15 protein-coding genes are annotated in these 18,053 nt (G+C 56.4%); all 15 read right to left on the reverse strand.

Annotation, left to right across the window (positions count from 1 at the left end):
* Complete coding sequence (locus ACXKZD_RS16040; protein ID WP_010671826.1) at nt 1-921, reverse strand: D-alanine--D-alanine ligase; 921 nt, start codon at nt 919-921, stop codon at nt 1-3.
* On the reverse strand, nt 911-2,389 hold the full coding sequence (gene murC / locus ACXKZD_RS16045; RefSeq protein ID WP_010253883.1) for a UDP-N-acetylmuramate--L-alanine ligase: 1,479 nt from the start codon (nt 2,387-2,389) through the stop codon (nt 911-913). Before murC ends, ACXKZD_RS16040 begins: the two co-directional genes overlap by 11 nt.
* Nucleotides 2,390-2,459: 70 nt before the next feature.
* On the reverse strand, nt 2,460-3,518 hold the full coding sequence (gene murG, locus ACXKZD_RS16050) for an undecaprenyldiphospho-muramoylpentapeptide beta-N-acetylglucosaminyltransferase (RefSeq protein WP_488981730.1): 1,059 nt from the start codon (nt 3,516-3,518) through the stop codon (nt 2,460-2,462).
* A complete protein-coding gene (ftsW, locus tag ACXKZD_RS16055; protein WP_010253879.1) occupies nt 3,515-4,729 on the reverse strand; it encodes a cell division protein FtsW in 1,215 nt (404 codons plus the stop codon). Before ftsW ends, murG begins: the two co-directional genes overlap by 4 nt.
* Complete coding sequence (gene murD / locus ACXKZD_RS16060) at nt 4,729-6,045, reverse strand: UDP-N-acetylmuramoyl-L-alanine--D-glutamate ligase (protein WP_010253876.1); 1,317 nt, start codon at nt 6,043-6,045, stop codon at nt 4,729-4,731. Before murD ends, ftsW begins: the two co-directional genes overlap by 1 nt.
* A 2-nt stretch (nt 6,046-6,047) precedes the next feature.
* A complete protein-coding gene (gene mraY, locus ACXKZD_RS16065; RefSeq protein WP_003854755.1) occupies nt 6,048-7,130 on the reverse strand; it encodes a phospho-N-acetylmuramoyl-pentapeptide-transferase in 1,083 nt (360 codons plus the stop codon).
* Nucleotides 7,124-8,482, reverse strand: coding sequence for a UDP-N-acetylmuramoyl-tripeptide--D-alanyl-D-alanine ligase (murF, locus tag ACXKZD_RS16070; RefSeq protein WP_488981731.1), 1,359 nt, complete (start codon nt 8,480-8,482; stop codon nt 7,124-7,126). The genes mraY and murF overlap by 7 nt, the downstream gene beginning before the upstream one ends.
* A complete protein-coding gene (murE, locus tag ACXKZD_RS16075; protein ID WP_010671822.1) occupies nt 8,479-9,966 on the reverse strand; it encodes a UDP-N-acetylmuramoyl-L-alanyl-D-glutamate--2,6-diaminopimelate ligase in 1,488 nt (495 codons plus the stop codon). Before murE ends, murF begins: the two co-directional genes overlap by 4 nt.
* Nucleotides 9,953-11,719, reverse strand: coding sequence for a peptidoglycan glycosyltransferase FtsI (locus ACXKZD_RS16080; protein WP_010671821.1), 1,767 nt, complete (start codon nt 11,717-11,719; stop codon nt 9,953-9,955). The genes murE and ACXKZD_RS16080 overlap by 14 nt, the downstream gene beginning before the upstream one ends.
* A 16-nt stretch (nt 11,720-11,735) precedes the next feature.
* Nucleotides 11,736-12,056, reverse strand: coding sequence for a cell division protein FtsL (gene ftsL, locus ACXKZD_RS16085; protein WP_003854764.1), 321 nt, complete (start codon nt 12,054-12,056; stop codon nt 11,736-11,738).
* Nucleotides 12,053-12,994 (reverse strand): 16S rRNA (cytosine(1402)-N(4))-methyltransferase RsmH, encoded by a 942-nt coding sequence (gene rsmH / locus ACXKZD_RS16090; protein WP_010253859.1) that lies wholly within the window; start codon nt 12,992-12,994, stop codon nt 12,053-12,055. Before rsmH ends, ftsL begins: the two co-directional genes overlap by 4 nt.
* A gap of 2 nt (nt 12,995-12,996) precedes the next feature.
* On the reverse strand, nt 12,997-13,455 hold the full coding sequence (gene mraZ, locus ACXKZD_RS16095; protein ID WP_009092149.1) for a division/cell wall cluster transcriptional repressor MraZ: 459 nt from the start codon (nt 13,453-13,455) through the stop codon (nt 12,997-12,999).
* 494 nt (nt 13,456-13,949) lie between these two features.
* Nucleotides 13,950-14,960 carry a catabolite repressor/activator gene (gene cra / locus ACXKZD_RS16100; RefSeq protein ID WP_010253851.1) on the reverse strand — a complete coding sequence of 337 codons (1,011 nt, stop codon included), beginning with the start codon at nt 14,958-14,960 and terminating at the stop codon, nt 13,950-13,952.
* A gap of 196 nt (nt 14,961-15,156) precedes the next feature.
* Nucleotides 15,157-15,648 carry an acetolactate synthase small subunit gene (ilvN, locus tag ACXKZD_RS16105; protein WP_003854770.1) on the reverse strand — a complete coding sequence of 164 codons (492 nt, stop codon included), beginning with the start codon at nt 15,646-15,648 and terminating at the stop codon, nt 15,157-15,159.
* A gap of 2 nt (nt 15,649-15,650) precedes the next feature.
* Entirely contained in the window at nt 15,651-17,372 is a 1,722-nt protein-coding gene (gene ilvI / locus ACXKZD_RS16110) for an acetolactate synthase 3 large subunit (RefSeq protein WP_010671820.1), read from the reverse strand.
* Nucleotides 17,373-18,053: the final 681 nt, after the last annotated feature.

The raw sequence follows: 18,053 nt of genomic DNA on the forward strand, positions 1-18,053 counted from the left end.
TCAGTCGGCCAGCTCCAGAATATGGGCAACCAGCTGCGGGAAGCTCATGCCCGCCTGTTTCGCTGCCATTGGTACCAGACTGTGGCTGGTCATGCCCGGTGAGGTATTGGCTTCCAGTAACTGAAAGCGCCCTTCCCCGTCGGTCATCACATCAACCCGTCCCCAGCCGCGACATCCCAGCGCACGCCAGGCCGCCAGTACCAGCTGCTGTAATTCCGCTTCACGTTCAGCGCTTATATCGGCCGGACAGACGTACTGAGTATCGTCAGAAATGTATTTAGCTTCATAGTCATAGAACTCGCTGGCGCTCTTTATTTCAATCGAGGGCAGAATACGATCGCCCACAATCGCGACGGTGTACTCCGCGCCGCTGAGAAACGCTTCGACCAGCACGTCATTGTCGTGCTTAAACGCCATGTCCAGTGCCGCCGGCAGCGCGCTCAGATCGTTAACCCGACTGATGCCTACGCTGGAGCCTTCACAGGCTGGCTTCACAAATAGTGGCAGGCCAAGCGCCGCAATTGCCGCGTTGTTTTCTGCGTCCAGACCGGCATCAAACTGCTGACGCGTCAGCCAGACAAACTTTCCTGACGGTAAACCACGTCCCTGCCACAGCAGCTTGGTGCGCAGCTTATCCATGGTCACGGCCGATGCCATCACGCCGCTGCCGGTGTACGGCAGTTGCAGGAACTCCAGCACCGCCTGCAGCGTGCCATCTTCTCCGCCCCGGCCATGCAGCGCGATAAAGGCTTTGGTAAAGCCCTGCTCTTTCAGCGTCAGCACAGAGACATCACGGGTATCGATGCCATGCGCATCAATGCCCATTTCCCGTAATCCGGCGAGGACGGCCTGACCTGAGTTCAGCGAAACCTCACGCTCTGCCGAGGTGCCACCCATTAATACTGCAACTTTATCCGCCATGACGATCCTCCGCTTTGCGTTCCGGCTGGAGCTTAGTGTCAGCCAGCTTGCGGGCAACCTTGCCGACGTTACCGGCTCCCTGCACCAGAATCAGGTCATTGCCTGACAGCAGCGGTGCCAGCATCTCTGGCAGCGCGTCATGTTCCGGCACCAGAATCGGATCCACCTTGCCGCGATTACGAATCGCACGGCACAGCGACCGGCTGTCAGCACCCGGAATGGCGGTTTCACCGGCAGAGTAAACATCCAGCATCAGCAACACATCCACATGCGACAGTACGTTGGCGAAATCATCAAACAGATCGCGGGTACGGCTGTAACGGTGCGGCTGAAACACCATCACCAGTTTTTTATCCGGCCAGCCTGCGCGCGCGGCTTTAATTGTCGCGTCCACTTCGGTGGGATGATGACCGTAATCATCAACCAGCATCGCGGTGCCCGGCTGTCCGTTGACCGGCTCTGTCGGGAATTCACCCAGCAGATCAAAGCGACGGCCCGTGCCCTGGAAACTCTCCAGCGCAGCCAGGATAGCATTGTCTTCAATGCCTTCTTCACTGGCGACGGCGACGGCGGCTGCCGCATTCAGGGCGTTGTGGCGTCCCGGCGCGTTCAGCGTAATCTGCAGCGGTGCTTTATCCTGACGGATCAAGGTGAAATGCCCCTGCGCGCCACTCTGTTCATAATTTTCAATGCGCAGGTCAGCATCATCACTGAAACCGTACGTGGTGATATGGCGTCCCACGCGTGGGATCAGATCACGAATAACCGCATCATCCACACACATCACCGCACGACCGTAAAACGGCAGGTTGTGCAGGAAGTTAATAAACGTCTGCTTCAGGTTCTCAAAATCGCCCTGATAAGTGTCCATATGGTCAGCTTCGATGTTGGTCACAATCGCCACCATCGGTTGCAGATGCAGGAACGACGCATCACTCTCATCCGCTTCAGCAATCAGATACCGGCTGTGACCCAGACGGGCATGGGTGCCTGCTGCTTTGACCAGTCCGCCGTTAACAAAAGTCGGATCGAGACCCGCTTCCGCATAAATACTCGACACCATCGCCGTGGTGGTCGTTTTGCCATGGGTACCCGCAACGGCGATGCCGTGACGAAAACGCATCAGCTCAGCCAGCATCTCCGCGCGACGGATCACCGGGATACGCTGTTCACGTGCCGCCACCAGTTCGGGGTTATCCTGCGAAACGGCGCTGGAAACCACCACGACGCTGGCATCGGTCACGTTTTCGGGGCGATGGTTAAAATAAATGGTGGCACCCAGCGCAATCAGGTTCTGCGTCACCGGGTTAGGGGCCAGATCTGAACCGCTGATATGGTAGCCTTCATTTGCTAACACTTCGGCAATACCGCCCATGCCAGCACCGCCGATGCCGACAAAGTGGATGTGCCGGACGCGACGCATCTCGGGCACGATAGAACGCAGTTTTGCCAATTGTTGTGTATTCATCGCTCTCAGTTACCTGCTATTTCAGTTTGTACCCAGTCCGGGTACAGGTCAGACGCGCTGACCGGAATGATTACTTTGCGGCGCGAGCCACTTCCTGAGCGACCCGTTCAGTCGCATCGGGGATCGCCACCTGACGGGCCTGCTCAGCCATCGTCAGCAGTGTTGCGCGATCCCAGTGGCGTAGCTGATCCGCTACAGCCTCCGCAGTAAATTGCGGCTGCTCAAAAATTCTGGCGGCGCCCGCTTTCTCCAGCGGCAGCGCGTTCCAGTACTGCTGGCGATCTTTGTGCTGAAATGGCACGAAAATCGCCGGTAAGCCAGCGGCAGCGACTTCGCTCACGGTTAACGCGCCGGAGCGGCACACCACCACATCAGCCCAGGCGTAGGCGGCAGCCATGTCATCAATAAACTCGCTCACCTTGTGCTGCGTCTGCCCGACCTGCTGATAAGCTTTCTCTGTTTCGGGCAACGACCCTTTACCGGTCTGATGCCACAGGGTGATCTCATCACCCACCAGCGCGGCAACCTGCGGCAGCGTCTGGTTCAGTATCCGCGCACCCTGACTGCCACCGATCACCAGCACCCGTATCGGGCCATGACGATTCGCGAGACGTTGCGCGGGTAAAGGCAGTGCCAGTACACCAGTGCGAACCGGATTTCCCACCACATCGGCGGCGGGAAACGCGCCCGGGAACGCCTGCAATACTTTCGTAGCGATTTTCGCCAGCCATTTGTTGGTCAGCCCGGCAATACCGTTCTGCTCATGCAGCACCACCGGAATACCGCAACTCCAGGCCGCTAAGCCGCCAGGACCGGAAACGTAGCCACCCATGCCCAGCACCACATCCGGCTGCCAGGCTTTCATGATGCGACGGGCCTGACGCCATGCATTAAAGATGCGCAGCGGTGCCAGCAGCAACGCCTTCATGCCTTTACCACGTAATCCGCTGATGCGGATGAAGTCGATGTCGATGCCGTGCTTTGGCACCAGATCGGCTTCCATACGGTCGGCAGTGCCTAACCAGCGGACCTGCCAGCCCTGTTCCATCAGATGATGGGCGACAGCCAGACCGGGAAAGACATGTCCGCCGGTTCCGCCTGCCATCACCATCAATCGCTTACCGCTCATCGACCACCTCGGGTAAACGCCTGCGCTTTCGCCAGGCGCGTTTCATAATCTATGCGTAATAAAAAGACGATGGCAGTCGACATAATGATCAGACTTGACCCACCGTAACTGATCAGCGGTAAGGTCAGACCTTTGGTCGGTAACATACCGGCTGCCGCACCGACGTTAACCAGCGCCTGGAAGCTGAACCAGACTCCGATTGAACAGGCTAAAAAGCCGGAAAAACGCTGATCCAGTTCCAGAGCACGACGGCCAATCGACATCGCACGAAAAGCGACGAAGAATACCATTAAAAGTGCCATTACCACACCGACGTAGCCGAGTTCTTCCCCGATGATGGCGAAAATAAAGTCGGTATGCGCTTCGGGCAGATATTCCAGCTTTTGCACGGAGTTACCGAGCCCCTGGCCCCAGAATTCCCCGCGACCAAATGCCATCAGTGACTGGGTCAGCTGGTAGCCACTACCAAAGGGATCTTCCCACGGGTTCCAGAACGAGGTCACACGGCGCATACGGTAGGGTTCTGCAATGATCAGCAGGATCACCGCAAAGATGCCGGAACCGATGATTGCCAGGAACTGCCACAGTTTGGCGCCCGCCAGGAACAGCATCGCCAGGGTCGTCACAAACAGCACAACCACCGTACCGAGATCCGGCTGCGCCAGCAGTAATACGGCCAGCACCACCATCACGCCCATCGGCTTACAGAAGCCCCAGAAGTTGTTACGCACCTCTTCCACTTTGCGCACCAGATAACTGGCGAGATAGCAGAACAGAGAGAGCTTCGACAGCTCTGCAGGCTGAATACGCAGCGGACCCAGCGCGATCCAGCGCGATGCACCGTTAACCGAGCTACCGACTACCAGAACAATCAGCAGCATCGCGACCGTGACCATCAGCATCACGTTGCTGTAGCGCTGCCAGAAATCCATCGGCACCCGCAGCGTGACCAGCGCCATACATACAGCCAGCACGATGTAGAAGGCATCGCGCTTGGCAAAATAAAAGAGATCGTCATTCAGACGCTGACCCACCGGCATTGAAGCCGACGTCACCATCACGAAACCAATCACCGCCAGGCCCAGCGTCAGCCATAGCAGTGTGCGGTCATAGAGCACCAGCGAAGAGTCATCACTTTCGCGTGCGCCCATGACCCAGTCTTTCAGGCGTCCTGAGAAATATCCCGCCAGTCCGGCGCCAGGAATACGCATCAGCTCAGCTCCTTCGCCAGTTGCGCGAACTGCTCACCGCGCTGCTCAAAGTTACGGAACTGGTCAAGGCTGGCACAGGCTGGCGACAGCAGAACCATATCGCCTGCTTTAACCTGCGGCGCAATCTGCTCCATCGCCTGGCGCATGGTCTCAGTGCGCACGGCGATCTCCGGACGCAGCGCCGCCAGCGCATCGCCATCGCGACCAAAGCAGTAAAGGCGCACATTGTCGCCCTGCAGCCAGGGGATCAGCGGCGTAAAATCGGCCGACTTGCCATCACCGCCCATCAGCAGCCACAGCGTTCCCTTCACCTGCAGGCCATTCAGCGCTGCTTCGGTGCTGCCGACGTTGGTGGCTTTGGAGTCATTGATCCAGCGCACGCCCTGATGCTCATGAACCAGCTGGAAGCGATGCGCCAGACCGTTAAAGTGCGTTAAGGCAGCCAGGCTGGAAGCGCGTGGCAGTCCCACCGCATCGGCCAGCGCCAGCGCAGCCAGCGCATTGGTGTAGTTGTGCTGTCCCACCATCTTCATTTCGGCCGTGTTCAGGACCTTCTCGCCTTTCACCCGCAGCCAGATACTGCCCTGCTGCTTGTTAAGGTGGTAGTCCCCGAAATCGACACCAAAGCTGACGCAGCGGGTGTCCGCGCCGCGTACCGGCATCGTCAGCGCATCATCGGCGTTAACGATGCAGACCTGTGCATTCTCATAAACCCGCAGCTTAGCGGCGCGATACTGCTGCATACCCAGCGGATAGCGATCCATATGATCTTCGCTGACGTTAAGTATGGTTGCCGCCGCAGCTTTCAGACTGTGCGTGGTCTCCAGCTGGAAACTGGAGAGTTCCAGTACATAGAGTTGCGCCGGTGACTGCAGCAGACTCAGCGCGGGCAGACCAATATTGCCGCCGACGCCCACCTGCCAGCCTGCGGCTTTCGCCATTTCACCCACCAGCGTAGTCACCGTGCTTTTACCGTTGGAGCCGGTGATCGCCACGATCGGCGCCTGCGCCTCGCGGCAAAAGAGCTCAATGTCGCCGACAATTTCAATGCCGGCTTCGACGGCTTCGCTGAGAATCGGATGCGCCAGCGCGACGCCAGGGCTGGCAACAATCAGATCGGCCGCCAGCAGCCAGTCGCCGTTGATGCCGCCCAGATGGCGTTCAACCTGCCCGGGCAATTTATCCAGCCCCGGCGGCGAGACACGGGTGTCCATCACGCGAGGCGTTACGCCCTGCGCTAAAAAGAAATCAACACAGGAGAGCCCGGTGAGGCCCAGCCCGATGATGACGACTTTTCTACCCCGATAGTCAGCCATGATTAACGCACCTTCAGCGTGGCCAGGCCAATCAGCACCAGCATTAGCGAAATAATCCAGAAGCGCACAATGACGCGCGGTTCCGGCCAGCCCTTAAGTTCATAGTGGTGATGGATCGGCGCCATGCGGAAAATACGCTGGCCGCGCAACTTAAACGATCCCACCTGCAGGATCACCGACAGCGTTTCAACCACAAATACGCCGCCCATGATCACCAGTAAAAATTCCTGACGCAGCAACACCGCAATGGTGCCCAGCGCGCCGCCCAGCGCCAGCGAACCCACGTCGCCCATAAAGACCTGAGCCGGATAGGTGTTGAACCACAGGAAGCCCAGCCCTGCCCCGACAATGGCGGTACAGACAATCACCAGCTCACCGGCGTGACGCAGATAGGGAATATGCAGATATTCAGCAAACTTCACGTTACCGGTGGCCCAGGCAACCAGCGCAAAGCCCGCGGCGACAAAGACGGTTGGCATAATCGCCAGCCCATCCAGGCCATCGGTCAGATTGACCGCATTACCCGTTCCGACAATCACAAAGTAAGCCAGCAGCACATAAAACAGACCTAGCTGCGGCATGATGTCTTTGAAAAAGGGCACGACCAGTTGGGTCGCGGGGGTATCTTTACCTGCCGCATAGAGCCCGAACGCGACGCCCAGCGAAATCACCGACATCCAGAAATATTTCCAGCGGGCGATCAGGCCTTTGGTGTCTTTGCGTACCACTTTGCGGTAGTCATCGACAAAACCGATGATGCCAAAGCCGATTAACACGAACAGCACGCACCAGACATAGGGATTCGACGGATATGCCCACATCAGCACCGAAATGGTGATGGAGGTCAGAATCATGATGCCGCCCATGGTCGGCGTGCCGCGCTTACTGAAATGCGATTCCGGGCCATCGTTACGGACGACCTGGCCAATCTGTAATTTCTGGAGCCACGCGATCAGGCGCGGCCCCATCCAGAGAGAGATGAATAACGCGGTCAGCAGGCTGACAATGGCGCGAAACGTCAGATAGGAAAAGACGTTAAATCCCGAATAAAAAGCGACCAGATGCTCGGCCAGCCAAACTAACATGTTCCTTTCTCCTTTAAGCTCTGTACTACCTGCTCCATGGCGGCACTACGTGAACCTTTTATCAGGACGGTAATTTCTGAGTGTTCGGACAACAATTGACGCAAACGTTCAGTCAGCGCAGTCTTATCGCTGAAATGTTCGCCAACTTCACTGCTTTCACTGATGAAATGGCTGAATTTTCCGGTGCTCAGCACGCGATCAATGCCTGCGTCACGTGCCGCTTGCCCCACTTCGCGGTGACAACTTTCGGTCTCTTCACCCAGTTCCGCCATATCACCCGTGACCAGCACCCGGTAACCCGGCATCTCTGACAGGACCTGAACAGCTGCTGTCATCGAACCGACGTTAGCGTTGTAGCTGTCATCCAGCAGCAGCTGATGCGCAGAGAGGCGAACCGGGAACAAACGACCTGGCACCGACTGCAGGTTTTTCAGCCCCTGCTGAACGGCGCTAAGCGGTGCATCCACTGACAGAGCCAGTGCCGCCGCCGCCAGGGCGTTGGCGATGTTATGCCGACCCGGCAATGGCAGCACGATCTCAGCTTCGCCACGCGGCGTTATCATCACAAAATGAGTACCATCCTGAGCAATGCGGATATCACGGGCGGAGAATTCACACTCTGCCGCCTGCGGTGAGAAACGCCACACGGTTTTATCCTGCAGCGTGCGCTGCCAGTTGGGCCAGTCATTGCTCTCTGCGTTCAGAATCGCAATGCCTTGAGCCGGTAAGCCCTGGAAGATCTCGCCCTTGGCTTTAGCGACACCGGCCAGCGAACCAAAACCTTCCAGATGCGCCGCGGCCAGGTTATTCACCAGCGCGCTTTCCGGTTGAACCAGTCCGGTGGTGTAGGCGATTTCGCCCTGATGATTCGCACCGAGTTCGATGACCGCATACTGATGTTCTGCGGTCAGCCGCAGCAGCGTCATCGGTACGCCATAATCGTTGTTAAGATTGCCTGCGGTGTAGAGCGTTTCGCCACACTCACGCAGAATCGCCGCCGTCATCTCTTTAACCGAGGTTTTGCCGGAGGAGCCGGTCAGCGCCACTACACGGGCGTTCGACTGCTGACGAACCCATGCGCCCAGCCTGCCAAAGGCGAGACGGGTATCTTCAACCACCACCTGTGGCACAGCGACAGGTAAATGCTTACTTACCAGCAGCGCCTGTGCGCCATTCGCAATGGCATCGCCGGCGAAGTCGTGCGCATCAAAGCGTTCGCCCACCAGCGCAACAAACAGGCTGCCCGCCGTGACTTTGCGGGTATCGGTGGTCACGTCACTCAGCGTTAAATCGCTGCCATGCAGCGTGCCGCCGGTGATCTCCGCCAGGGTTTTTAATGAAACCGGAATCATGCAACGCCTCCCAGCAGTGCCGCAACGGTGGCACGATCGGAGTAGTCGAGACGGCGATTGCCGATGATCTGATAATCTTCATGGCCTTTGCCAGCCACCAGCACGATATCGTCGGGCTGCGCCTGCATAATAGTGTTAGTGACCGCCTGCGCACGACCAGAGACCACGCGGGCGCGGCCTGGGTCCAGCAAACCGGTCAGAATATCTTTTACAATCGCCTGCGGATCTTCGCTGCGCGGATTGTCATCCGTAATCACCACCACATCCGCATATTGCTCAGCAATCGCGCCCATTAACGGGCGTTTGCCTTTGTCACGGTCACCGCCGCAGCCAAACAGGCACCAGAGTTTTCCTTTGCAGTGCAGACGTGCCGCTTCCAGCGCTTTTTCCAGCGCATCCGGGGTGTGGGCATAATCCACGACAACCGTCGGTTTTCCTGCGGCGCTGAACACTTCCATACGCCCGTTGACCGGCTGCAACTGCGGTGCAACGCTGATTAGCGTCGCCAGCGGATAATCCAGTGACAGCAGCGTCGCCAGCGCCAGCATCAGATTGCTGACGTTGAAGGCACCCATCAGCGGACTGTCGATTTCGCCGTTGCCCCAGCTGGAGCTGAAACGAATATGTGCGCCGTTATCGTGGTAATCCACCGCATCGGCTTTAAGCCAGCGCCCGTGGCAGCCCGGCTGGAGGTTATCCTCCATGGTGACCGCAACGGCATCAGGTAAGCGCGCCAGCCAGCGACGACCGACTTCGTCATCCGCGTTAAGAATCGCCTGCCCGACCTGATGCTCAGAAAAGAGCAGCCATTTAGCTGACTCATAGCTCTGCATATCACCGTGGTAATCGAGGTGATCGCGGCTGAGATTGGTGAAGACCGCTGCGGCAAACGGCAGCGCAGCGACGCGATGCTGAACCAGTCCGTGTGACGAGACTTCCATTGCGGTCAGGGTCGCCCCTTTTTCAGCCAGATCGTGCAGCAGATGCTGAACATCAACCGCTGAACCCGTGGTATTTTCTGCCGCCGCTAAGTGACCTACCAGCCCATTTCCGACGGTGCCCATCACCGCGCTGGTCTCACCCAGTAGCGTCGCCCACTGCGCCAGCAACTGGGTGGTGGTGGTTTTACCGTTGGTGCCGGTGACGCCAATCAGCTTCTGTTTTTCGCCCGGCTGCTGATAAAAACGGCCTGCCAGGGCCGAAAGGCGCTGATGCAGCTGCGCCAGATAGATAACCGGTACGCCGTGCATTTCACGGATTTCGCCGTCGACCGCTTCACCCTCAGCTTCCGCCACCACAGCGGCAACGCCCTGCGCAATTGCCTGCGGAATGAAACGGCGTCCATCAACCTGATGGCCTGCAACAGCGACAAACAGATCGCCAGAAGCCGCAATGCGGCTATCCAGGGTCATGTCACGCAGTGGGCGCGCCGGCGCGCCTGGCACCCAGGGGCCGAGTAAATCGCGCAGGTTACGATCTGTCACTTGATTCCTCACTTCTGTTAGTCACCAGCTCATTCTTGTCATTGGTCGGTAACGCGTCCGGCTCGATGTTCATGGTACGCAGTACGCCACCCATGATGGCTCCAAATACCGGTGCAGAGACCGCACCGCCGTAATACTTGCCGGCCTGGGGATCGTTGATCACCACCACCAGCGCGAATCGGGGATGACTGGCAGGCGCGACGCCTGCGGTGTAGGCAATGTATTTATTGACGTAGCGTCCGTCCGGCCCGACCTTTTTCGCCGTACCGGTTTTTATCGCAATGCGATAACCCTTGATTGCCGCTTTGACGCCACCACCACCGGGCAGCGCCACGCTTTCCATCATGTGCATCACGGTTTTCACCAGTGACTCATCGAAAACGCGTTGTCCCGCGACGGGCGGATCCACTTTGGTGATCGACAGCGGGCGATTAATGCCATAGCTGCCAATCGTTGCGTAGACTCGCGCTAACTGTAACGGCGTTACCATTAGCCCGTAGCCGAAAGAGAAGGTGGCCCTCTCTATGTCAGACCACCGTTGTTTTTTAGGGTATAAGCCACTGCTTTCCCCGACCAGCCCCAAATTGGTCGGTTTGCCCAGTCCAAAGCGCGCGTAAGTTTCTACCAGCGCTGAGGAAGGCATCGCTAACGCCAGACGTGAAACACCGACGTTACTCGACTTCTGTAAAACCCCTGTCAGGGTCAATTCGTTGTAGCGCGCCACATCTTTGATCTCATGACCATTGACGCGGTACGGCACGGTATTCAGGACGCTGTTCTCTCTCACCACACCACGCTGCAACGCCGTCATCACCACCATCGGCTTCACGGTAGAGCCAGGTTCGAAAATGTCGGTGATGGCGCGGTTACGCATCAGATCTTTTGGCGTGTTGCCGAGATTGTTCGGGTTGTAAGCCGGGCTGTTGGCCATCGCCAGCACTTCACCGGTATTGACATCCACCAGCACCGCCGTACCCGATTCCGCTTTGTTAAAGGCAACGGCGTTATTCAGTTCACGGTAAACCAGCGCCTGTAACCGCTCATCAATGCTCAGCGTCAGGTTATGAGCGGCCCGGCTGTCCACCGAAGAGATATCCTCGATGACCCGACCGTACCGATCTTTGCGCACCGTCCGCTCGCCGGGTGCACCGGTCAGCCACTTATCAAAGCTCTTCTCGATGCCTTCAATGCCCTGCCCGTCGATGTTGGTAAAGCCAATGAGATGGGAGGTGACCTGTCCGGCAGGATAGTAACGGCGCGACTCTTCGCGCAGATGAATACCGGGAAGTTTGAGTTTTTTAACGTAGTCGCCGATAGCCGGATTGACCTGGCGCGCCAGATAGACAAAGCGGCCTTTGGGATTGGCATTCACGCGGGCGGCCAGCTGATCAAGGGGAATAGAGAGCGCATCGGAAAGCGCCTTCCAGCGGCTGTCCAGCGTCACGCCGCCACCGGCGTGCAGCTCTTTGGGATCGGCCCAGATAGCGTTGACCGGCACACTGACTGCCAGCGGGCGTCCGGCGCGATCGCTGATCATGCCGCGTGAGGTGGGCACCGCCTGAACACGCAGCGAGCGCAGATCGCCCTCTTTTACCAGCTTGCCAGGATTAATCACCTGCAGCCAGGCCACACGTGACAGCAATCCACCCAGCGCCAGTAAAATACAGCCGCACAGCAACGCAAAACGCCAGCTTACAAAGCTGGCTTTATCTTCCGGTTTCTTCAATTTCAGCGTTCTGCCTGTGCCGCTCATTCGCTATCTGAGGTCCTTATTTCTGCACCACGATATTTTCTTGTGAAGGATCAACGTGCTGCAGTTGCAGCTTCTCGGTGGCGATGCGTTCAACGCGGCTGTGATCGCCTAGCGCATTCTCTTCCAGGATCAGGTTGCGCCACTCGATATCGAGTGCGTCACGCTCCAGCACCAGCTGTTCGCGCTGCGCGGTTAACAGTCGTGTTTTATGGGTGGTAGTCACCACCAGCACGGCAGAAACCACCACAGCGATCAGCAACAGCACCGGAATCTTGCCTTTTCGCAGCAGATCCCCGCCGATAACGGCAGGCAGACTGTGACGCTCATTACCGATCATGCGTCGGTTTTCTCCGCGATACGTAATACCGAGCTGCGCGCGCGTGGGTTTTCAGAGACTTCAGCGTCACCCGGCGACATTTTGCCGAGCAACTTCAGTTCACGCCCACCCAGGGCACGCAGCTGATGTTCAGTCATGGGAATCCCAGGCGGCACCTGCGGTCCGCGACTCTGATCGCGCATAAAGCGCTTCACCAGCCGATCTTCCAGTGAATGGAAGCTGATAACAGAGAGACGACCCTGCGGAGCCAGCACTTCAACAGCGCCTTTCAGGGCAATATCGATCTCTTCCAGTTCGCTGTTAATCCAGATACGAATCGCCTGGAAGCTGCGCGTGGCCGGATGCTTAAACTTATCTTTTACCGGCATGGCAATTGAGATCACCTCAGCCAGTTCACGGGTCCGGGTCATCGGCTGTTCGCGATTACGCTCGACAATGGCCCGGGCGATGCGTTTGGCGAATCGCTCTTCACCGTAGGTCTTCAGGACAAACGCGATATCCGCCTCTTCTGCGTGCAGCAACCATTCTGCGGCGGAGTGCCCGCGCGACGGGTCCATTCGCATATCCAGCGGTCCGTCACGCATAAAGGAGAAGCCACGTTCGGCGTCATCCAGCTGCGGTGATGAAACCCCCAGGTCCAGCAAAATGCCATCAATCTTTCCGACCAGATCCCGTTCAGAGACATACTCTGCCAGCGCGGAAAAAGGGCCATGAATAATTGAAAAACGCGGGTCGGTGATCTCTGCGGCAGCGGCGATAGCTTGCGGATCACGATCGATGGCGATCAGCTTTCCCTTCTCTCCCAGCTGCGAAAGAATCAGGCGTGAATGGCCACCACGACCAAAAGTGCCGTCGATGTAAATACCGTCTTCCCTGATATTGAGGCCGTTAACCGCCTCATCCAACAGCACGGTGGTATGTTTGAAATTTTCCTGCATAGCTATAGCGACAAGTCCTGCAACCGCTCAGATAAAGGCTCCTGAGCCGACTGTTCTGCGTCAATATCGTCCCTGACTTGTTGATACCAGGTCTGTTCATCCCACAGCTCAAACTTATTGAACTGTCCAACCAGCATCACTTCTTTGGTTAATTTTGCGTGCTGCCGAAGCGTATTCGCCAGCAGCAGGCGGCCTGCATTATCCATCTGACATTCACTGGCATGCCCCAGCAGCAAACGCTGCACGCGGCGCTCAAGTGGATTCATACTGGAAAGGCGTGCCAGCTTTTTTTCAATGATTTCCCATTCGGGCAGGGTATAAAGCAACAGGCATGGCTGGTGGAGGTCGATGGTACAGACCATCTGCCCCTGAGACTCCCCAATCAGCAAATCGCGATATCGCGTGGGTACGGCGAGCCGCCCTTTGCTGTCGAGATTGACTAACGTTGCTCCGCGGAACATGCCAGTCTCTTCTCCTCATCACCCATTTACGCCACTTTATCCCACTTTTTACCACGAAACGAGTTTAAGGATCCCATGAAATCCTTGTCAAGCCGGAGCGGCAGGTGAATATCACTATTTACAGAGTGAAGAATTAATCTCTGGCGACGATATAAACGAATAAAAGGGGAAAGTAAAAATTAAGCCGATGAATACCTGAATAAAAAAAACGACCCGGGAAAAAACGACTAAAAATGAAACAATGTAAAGGGCTAAATATTAATCGTGGTTTCTGAGACAGCGGCGGCATTTTAGGGGATTTCCGAAAGGAAGCCCAGCGGCTTCAGGCCAGACGGGAAAGTAAGTTTGTTGAAGTTGTAAGCAGATAATAAAAATAACCCTTTCTGCTTTGTTAGATTTGATGAGCAGAATTTACGCTTTTTTACGTCGACCTGTTTATTTAATCAGTTAAATCGTTAAATAAAAGAGGCGGGCAGCGTAATACTGCCCGTGACTCATTTAACTTTTCGGCTTAATTGTCCGCGACGGTATAAATTACGGCGAATGCGGGTTAACCCGGGTTTTGGTTTTCTGGGTTCATCCAGCGAGGCTAAAACTAATTCCAGCACGCGCTCTGCCACGTCGCGATGACGCTGACCCACCGCCAGCACCGGACACTCAAGAAAGTCCAGTAATTCGTGGTCGCCAAAGGTGGCGATGGCCAGCTCGGTCGGAAGCCGTCCGTCTCGTTTCAGCGTCACATCCATCACACCCTGCAGCAGACCAAATGAGGTGGTAAAAAGCGCCTCCGGCATCGGGTGATCTTCAAGGTATTGTTCAAACAGTGCCGCGGCGGCTGTGCGTTCGAAGCTATTGCAGTAGATGTAGTCAATCGGCCGGGGATCGTCTTTCCATGCATCGCGGAAACCCAGCTCGCGCAGGAAACTTACCGACAGCTCGGGTAACGCACCGAGGAACAGCACATTTTTGACCTCAAGCTGACGCAGTTCAGCCGCCAGCATATGAGCATCGTCCTGATCGGCACCCACTACGCTGGTGAAATGTTCACGATCCAGCGCGCGATCTAACGCAATAATCGGCAGGGGATCGTTGATCCAGCGCTGATAAAAGGGATGCTCTGGCGGTAACGAAGTAGAGACGATGATCGCATCGACCTGCCGCTGTAACAGATGCTCAATGCAGCGCATCTCGTTATCGGGCTGATCTTCAGAACAGGCGATCAGCAGCTGATAGCCGCGCTGACGGGCCTGCCGCTCAAGATAGTTCGCAATACGGGTATAACTGGTATTTTCCAGATCGGGGATCACTAACCCAATAGAGCGCGTACGCCCGGCGCGCAGCCCGGCAGCCACCGCATTAGGGTGATAATTATGCTCACGTACCACCGCCATGACTTTCTCAACGGTTTTGTCGCTGACACGATACTGCCGCGCTTTGCCATTGATCACATAACTGGCCGTGGTGCGCGACACGCCTGCCAAACGCGCAATTTCATCCAGTTTCACGATAACCCCACCATCAAATCCGCTTTTACGGCAGAAATAGCCGCAGTTAAGCTATGGATAACTCATGGCTATCATCTAACAGCAGAAAAGTGCGCGGAGCAACCGCTTTTCTGAATGTAACTCGCCTGGCGCATAAAAAATAAAAAAACCCGGCATTTCGCCGGGTTAGGTGAGGATTGATGATGACGCTGCGTGATTAACGCATGATACGATCGCCGCGTGAAACGCCGACGATACCGGAGCGTGCCACTTCAACAATTTCGGCAACGTCGCGGACGGTACTCAGGAAGGCGTCCAGTTTGTCACTGGTGCCTGCCAGCTGAACCGTGTACAGCGTCGGCGTCACGTCGATGATCTGACCGCGGAAGATCTCGGCGTTACGCTTCACCTCTTCGCGGCCATAACCGCTCGCCTGAATCTTCACCAGCATGATTTCGCGCTCAACATAGGCGCCCTGCCCCAGCTCGGTAACGCGCAGCACATCTACCAGCTTGTGCAGCTGCTTTTCAATCTGCTCCAGCACCTTCTGATCGCCCACCGTCTGAATGGTCATCCGCGACAGCGTAGGATCATCCGTTGGTGCCACGGTCAGGCTCTCAATGTTATAGCCGCGCTGCGAGAACAGGCCGACGACACGGGATAATGCGCCGGATTCGTTCTCCAGCAGAACTGATAAAATACGACGCATAATTATGTCCTCTCCGTTTTGCTCAACCACATCTCATCCATGCTGCCACCGCGAATCTGCATCGGGTAAACATGCTCGCTACCGTCAACGGTGACATCCACGAATACCAGACGTCCCTTCGCCAGGGTTTCCAGCGCCAGCGCCAGCTTCTCTTCCAGCTCAGCCGGGTGCTCAATCGCGATCCCGACGTGGCCGTAGGCTTCCGCCAGACGCACGAAGTCAGGCAGTGACTCCATATAAGACTGGGAGTGACGACCGGAGTAGATCATATCCTGCCACTGCTTCACCATGCCCAGCACCCGGTTGTTCAGGTTCAGCACCAGCACCGGCAGATCGTACTGCAGCGCGGTGGAAAGCTCCTGAATGTTCATCTGGATACTGCCATCGCCCGTTACGCAGATGACTGTTTCGTCCGGCAGCGCCATCTTCACACCCAGCGCAGCGGGCAGGCCAAAGCCCATGGTGCCCAGACCGCCGGAGTTGATCCAGCGACGCGGTTTGTCGAAAGGATAATAGAGCGCAGCAAACATCTGATGCTGGCCCACATCCGAGGTCACATACGCATCGCCTTTGGTCAGACGGCTGATAGTTTCAATCACCGCCTGCGGCTTGATTTTGTCGCTGGTGCGATCAAATTCCAGGCAGTGACGACTGCGCCAGCCCTCAATCTCCTGCCACCAGTCGTGCAGGCTCTCAGCGCGCTGGCTTTCGCTTTGCGCCAGTAACTCCAGCATCTGCTGCAGCACCTGCTTCGCATCACCGACAATCGGGATATCCGCCGCCACCGTCTTAGAGATAGAGGTCGGGTCGATATCGATATGCATCACCGTGGCGTTGGGACAATACTTCGCCAGGTTGTTGGTGGTGCGGTCATCGAAGCGCACACCAATACCAAAAATCAGGTCGGTGTTGTGCATCGTCATGTTGGCTTCGTACGTGCCGTGCATACCGAGCATGCCAACGCACTGACGATGAGTGCCAGGGAACGCGCCCAGGCCCATCAGCGAGGTCGTCACCGGAATATTCAGGCTTTCGGCCAGCTTTAACAGTTCCGCTTCGCAGCCTGCGGTAATGGCACCACCACCGGCGTAGATCACCGGCTTCTTCGCGGCCAGCAACGTGGTCAGCGCACGCTTAATCTGACCTTTATGGCCCTGAATAGTCGGATTGTAGGAGCGCATGCTCACCGTATCCGGCCAGTGATAAGGCAACTTGTTGGCCGGATTCAGAATATCTTTCGGCAGATCGATCACCACCGGCCCCGGACGTCCGGTGGAAGCCAGCCAGAACGCCTTTTTCAACACGGTTGGGATCTCTTCGGTACTTTTCACCAGGAAGCTGTGCTTCACTACCGGACGAGAGATGCCGACCATGTCGCACTCCTGAAAGGCGTCATAGCCAATCAGCGACGAGGGAACCTGACCCGAGAGGATCACCAGCGGAATCGAGTCCATATAGGCGGTGGCGATACCGGTAATCGCATTGGTTGCGCCGGGTCCGGAGGTGACGAGCACCACGCCGACTTCACCGGTGGCGCGCGCCAGGCCGTCAGCCATGTGCACCGCACCCTGCTCATGACGCACCAGAATGTGATCGATACCCCCGACGGTTTGCAGCGCATCATAGATATCCAACACTGCGCCACCCGGATAACCGAATACCTGCTTAACGCCCTGATCGATTAACGAACGGACGACCATTTCGGCTCCTGACAACATCTCCATCTTCTGCCTCCAGGCTTGCGGACCCGGCTCTGTTAATACGCCCGTTAGCGCGTACCACATAGCCCCGGTGCCTGCTTTGCCAATCAAAATCTTATGTTTATGCATGACAGCGGAAACAACTGCCGCTGTCCGGTTACAGAGAAATCTGTTGAGTTTATTTTTCTGAGAGTAGGTCGATTACCATAACCGCAGTTAACCGGGCAGGCAAACCGCAAACCCACGTAAATTAAAAGGCAGGGGCGTAAAGGCTCTGCCCGATAAGAATTGGCTGCGCGGATTAAACTAATTACGCGGCAGAACCGCAGAGGAAAATGCTGATTAAGAAATTATTTTCAGCGTGATCTAAGAAATAACGAAAACTTATTACCCGGCTGCCCTGGCCCACAATCGCCTGACACTTTTCTTTTCTGGCGTAATTAACCATTAAATCGTTGAAGCGCATTCGATTATGCTAAAGAGCAGGTGATATATCCTGTATCCTCGTGAGGCACCCTTCCGATAAAGTCTTTAATTTTCAATACAATAAAATCAAAGACCCGCAGAATCAGTGCTCATTCCCGGGTCGATTGCCTCCGCAGTCACTACGGCGCTGTTCATTACGCTGCCTGACCGTTAAATAACAGAATATCTTCCTCTGGCACCACTAAGAATACCCCTGCATTGAAGGTTGACATCCCTGAG

It is taken from the genome of Pantoea sp. ABR1s (genome assembly GCF_057812235.1).

Coding starts and splice junctions, on each gene's coding strand:
- ACXKZD_RS16040 (WP_010671826.1), bottom strand. CDS start 921: ATGGCGGATAAAGTTGCAGTATTAATGGGTGGCACCTCGGCAGAGCGT.
- murD (WP_010253876.1), bottom strand. CDS start 6,045: ATGGCTGACTATCGGGGTAGAAAAGTCGTCATCATCGGGCTGGGCCTC.
- mraY (WP_003854755.1), bottom strand. CDS start 7,130: ATGTTAGTTTGGCTGGCCGAGCATCTGGTCGCTTTTTATTCGGGATTT.
- mraZ (WP_009092149.1), bottom strand. CDS start 13,455: ATGTTCCGCGGAGCAACGTTAGTCAATCTCGACAGCAAAGGGCGGCTC.
- ftsW (WP_010253879.1), bottom strand. CDS start 4,729: ATGCGTATTCCTGGCGCCGGACTGGCGGGATATTTCTCAGGACGCCTG.
- ilvN (WP_003854770.1), bottom strand. CDS start 15,648: ATGCGTCGTATTTTATCAGTTCTGCTGGAGAACGAATCCGGCGCATTA.
- ftsL (WP_003854764.1), bottom strand. CDS start 12,056: ATGATCGGTAATGAGCGTCACAGTCTGCCTGCCGTTATCGGCGGGGAT.
- rsmH (WP_010253859.1), bottom strand. CDS start 12,994: ATGCAGGAAAATTTCAAACATACCACCGTGCTGTTGGATGAGGCGGTT.
- ACXKZD_RS16080 (WP_010671821.1), bottom strand. CDS start 11,719: ATGAGCGGCACAGGCAGAACGCTGAAATTGAAGAAACCGGAAGATAAA.
- murG (WP_488981730.1), bottom strand. CDS start 3,518: ATGAGCGGTAAGCGATTGATGGTGATGGCAGGCGGAACCGGCGGACAT.
- murF (WP_488981731.1), bottom strand. CDS start 8,482: ATGATTCCGGTTTCATTAAAAACCCTGGCGGAGATCACCGGCGGCACG.
- ilvI (WP_010671820.1), bottom strand. CDS start 17,372: ATGGAGATGTTGTCAGGAGCCGAAATGGTCGTCCGTTCGTTAATCGAT.
- murC (WP_010253883.1), bottom strand. CDS start 2,389: ATGAATACACAACAATTGGCAAAACTGCGTTCTATCGTGCCCGAGATG.